General features: G+C 72.0%; 4 protein-coding genes. 1 reads left to right on the top strand and 3 read right to left on the bottom strand.

Annotated elements, in window-relative coordinates; genetic code table 11:
- On the top strand, window positions 1-464 hold a 464-nt coding region (locus tag AC08OX_RS16530), incomplete at its 5' end, for a mannosyltransferase YkcB-related protein (protein ID WP_476608643.1).
- A 132-nt stretch (window positions 465-596) separates the two neighbouring features.
- Here the strand turns inward: AC08OX_RS16530 and AC08OX_RS16525 are convergent.
- From AC08OX_RS16525 to AC08OX_RS16515, 3 genes are all read right to left on the bottom strand, one after another.
- The gene (locus tag AC08OX_RS16525) at window positions 597-1,643 is read right to left on the bottom strand and encodes an LLM class F420-dependent oxidoreductase (protein ID WP_476608642.1); all 1,047 of its coding nucleotides are present in this window, start codon (window positions 1,641-1,643) and stop codon (window positions 597-599) included.
- Window positions 1,644-1,819: 176 nt separating this feature from the next.
- Window positions 1,820-2,365 (bottom strand): XdhC family protein, encoded by a 546-nt coding sequence (locus tag AC08OX_RS16520; protein WP_476608641.1) that lies wholly within the window; start codon window positions 2,363-2,365, stop codon window positions 1,820-1,822.
- A partial coding sequence (locus AC08OX_RS16515) for an XdhC family protein (RefSeq protein ID WP_476608640.1) occupies window positions 2,293-3,058 on the bottom strand: 766 nt, incomplete at its 5' end. The genes AC08OX_RS16515 and AC08OX_RS16520, both read right to left, overlap by 73 nt.

Here is a 3,058-nt window from a genome sequence, read left to right as displayed (position 1 = left end):
GGCCGGGCGGGGCCGCGGCGGGCGGCGGCCTGCCCTCCGGCGCTCCGGGTGGAACCCCACCGGGCTCGTCCAGCGGTTCCTCCGGTTCCTCCAGCGACTCGCCGGTGGCAAGGAGCACGGGGAGCACGGCTCTGGTCGCGCTGCTCAGGACGAGCACCACGACCTGGGCTGCCGCCACCACCAGCGGTGCGACCACCGCCGCCGAGCTGGAGCTCAGCAGCGGTAAGGCGGTCATCGCGATCGGCGGATGGGACGGCAGCGACCCGGCACCGACGCTGGCGCAGTTCGAGCAGTGGGTCAGCGAAGGCAAGATCCACTACTTCGTTGCCGGCGGGACCGGGATGGGCGGGGGGCGGAACTCCACCTCTGGCAACGAGATCACAGCCTGGGTGGCGGCGCATTTCACCGCCACCACGGTCGGCGGGCAGACGGTCTACGACCTCACCACGTCCGGCATGAGCTGATCACACGATGTGCCGAGGACGGCACAAAGAGCAGGGCAGCATCAGGGGCAGGGCGGTTCCGCCGGGGCCGCCGCGGCTCCATTGCCGTCGCGGCTCGCCGCCCCGCACGGGTCGCCGCGGGCCGTCGGCACCTCACAGGCCGTCGGCGAGCTCGCGGATCTGCTCGATGAGACGCACCCGCTCCAGGTGCGTCGGCGCCACCGGATTGACGGCGAGCGTCGTGACCCCGGACTCCGCGAACACGGCGAGCCGTTCGGCCACCCAGCCGCGCGGCCCGATCAGGGAGAGCCTCTCCAGCAGGCCGGCCGGCACCGCGGCGGCGGCTTCCTCCTTACGACCCGCGAGGTAGAGGTCCTGGGCAAGCTTCGCCTCCGCGGCGTAGCCGTAGCGGTGAGCCAGGTCGTTGTAGAAGTTGCGGCCCCGCGCGCCCATGCCCCCCATGTACAGCGCGAGCTGCGGCCGGTCGGTGTCGCGCAGCGCGGTGACGTCGTCGCCGACGGCCAGGGACGCCCCGGCCCAGACGTCCAGGGTGCCGAGCGCCGGGTCCCGCTTGGCCGTACCGGCCCGCACCGCCTCGCCCCACACCTCGTCCGCGCTGTCCGGCAGGTAGAAGGCGGGCATCCAACCCTCGGCGAGCTCGGCAGCGAGCTCGACGTTCTTCGGACCGAGCGCGGCCAGCACGATCGGGATCCGGTCCCGCACCGGTCGATTAATGATCTTCAAGGGCTTGCCGAGGCCGGTCCCCCGCCCCGCGGTGAGCGGGATGTCGTAGTGATGGCCGTGGTACTCGAGGACCTCCCGGCGCCAGACCTTCCGGCAGATCTCGATGGTCTCGCGGGTCCGGCCCAGCGGGGCATCGTAGGGGACGCCGTGGAAACCCTCGATGACCTGCGGCCCCGACGCGCCGATCCCGAGGGTGAACCGCCCGCGCGAGACGAAGTCGAGGCCCGCGGCGGTCATCGCGATGAGGCTCGGGGTGCGCGTGTAGAGCTGCATGATCCCCGAGGCGATCTCGACGCGCGAGGTCCGGGCGGCGAGGAACCCCAGCTGGCTGACCGCGTCGAAGCTGTAGGCCTCGGCGACCTGGACGACCTGGAGCCCGGCCTTCTCGTAGTCGGCGAGCCCCGAGACGGTCTCCTCGAAACCTCCGCTGTACCCCAGCGACATCGCGATACGCACGTACGCCACTCCTCCGGCAGGCTCCCGCCACGGCCCCCTCGACCCTGGCATCTCACCCCCGAGTTTGCCTCCGGCCGCGACTCAGGCATTCTCGGCCAGGACTGGGAGTGTTGTTTTGTTCTTTTATGGTCTTGTCTTTTATGATCTTGAGTGTGAATGCTCGTCAACACCGTTGATTATCTTGGTTTCCCCGGGCACCCGTCCGCAGCACCGCCGGGATCACCGGATTCGGCGTGGATGCAGCCGCGGGTGGCTCGCAACGGGCGGCCACTCCCGCCCCACCGGTTCTGGATGATTTCCGCGGCGATGGAGACGGCCGTCTCCTCGGGCGTGCGCGCGCCCAGATCCAGTCCGATGGGTGAGCGCAGCCGGGCCAGGTCGGACTCGCTCACCCCGTCCTCGCGCAGCCGGCGCAGCCGGTCGGCGTGGGTGCGCCGCGACCCCATCGCCCCGACGTATCCGGCCGAGGAGCGCAGCGCCGCGCGCAGCACCGGGAAGTCGAATCTGGGGTCGTGGGTGAGGACGCAGATCACCGTGCGCGCGTCGACCTCGGTGCGGGCGAGGAACGCCGCCGGTCGCTCGCATACCACCTCGTGGGCGTCGGGGAAACGGCGAGGAGTGGCGAAGACCGGCCGCGCGTCGCACACCGTCACCCGGTAACCGAGGAAACGCCCGATGCGGACCACCGCGGCGGCGTAGTCGATCGCCCCGAAGACCAGCATCCGCGGCGGCGGCGCGAACGAACAGACGAACACCGGTACCGCGTCGGGTCGCCGCTGCCCGTGGAGACCCCCTGCCCGTGAAGACCGTAGTGACGCAGGCCGCTGAGCCCGGCCGCGAGCATGCCACGGGCGTCGTCGACCGCGGTCACCTCGCACCCGGTCACCTCGAACCCGGACGCACCGAACGAACCGGCGGTCCGCTCCGGCCACACCGCGACCTGGCTGCCCAGCCGCTCGCCACCGACCACGGTCAGCAGCGCCACCGGCTCGTCGGCGGCGATCGCCGCAAGGACCGCGTCGAGCGGCGATGGCCCCGGGTCCGACTGGCCCGGCGGGGGCGACAGATCTGACACGTCTGACACGTCTGGCAGGTGCGGCAGGTGCGGCAGGTGCGGCAGGTGCGGCGTAACAACCAGATCGATGACGCCGCCGCAGGTGAGTCCGACGGCGGCCACGTCGTCATCGCGGATCCCATAGGTCTCGAAGGCCGGCGTCCCCGTGCGGACCACCTCGGCGGCCACCTCGTACACGGCGCCCTCCACGCAGCCGCCGGACACACTGCCGACGACCTCGCCATCGGCAGCCACAGCCATCGCCGCGCCCGGCTGGCGCGGCGCGCTGCCCCGGACATCGACGACCGTGGCCACCGCGAACGCGGTGCCCGCCGCCCGCCACCGGCGCAGGGTGCCGGCG

The sequence above is a fragment of the Frankia sp. CoBUL1 genome (assembly GCF_978021245.1).
Note: the sequence above shows the minus strand (reverse complement) of the source record. Positions and strands in the feature narration are given on the sequence as shown.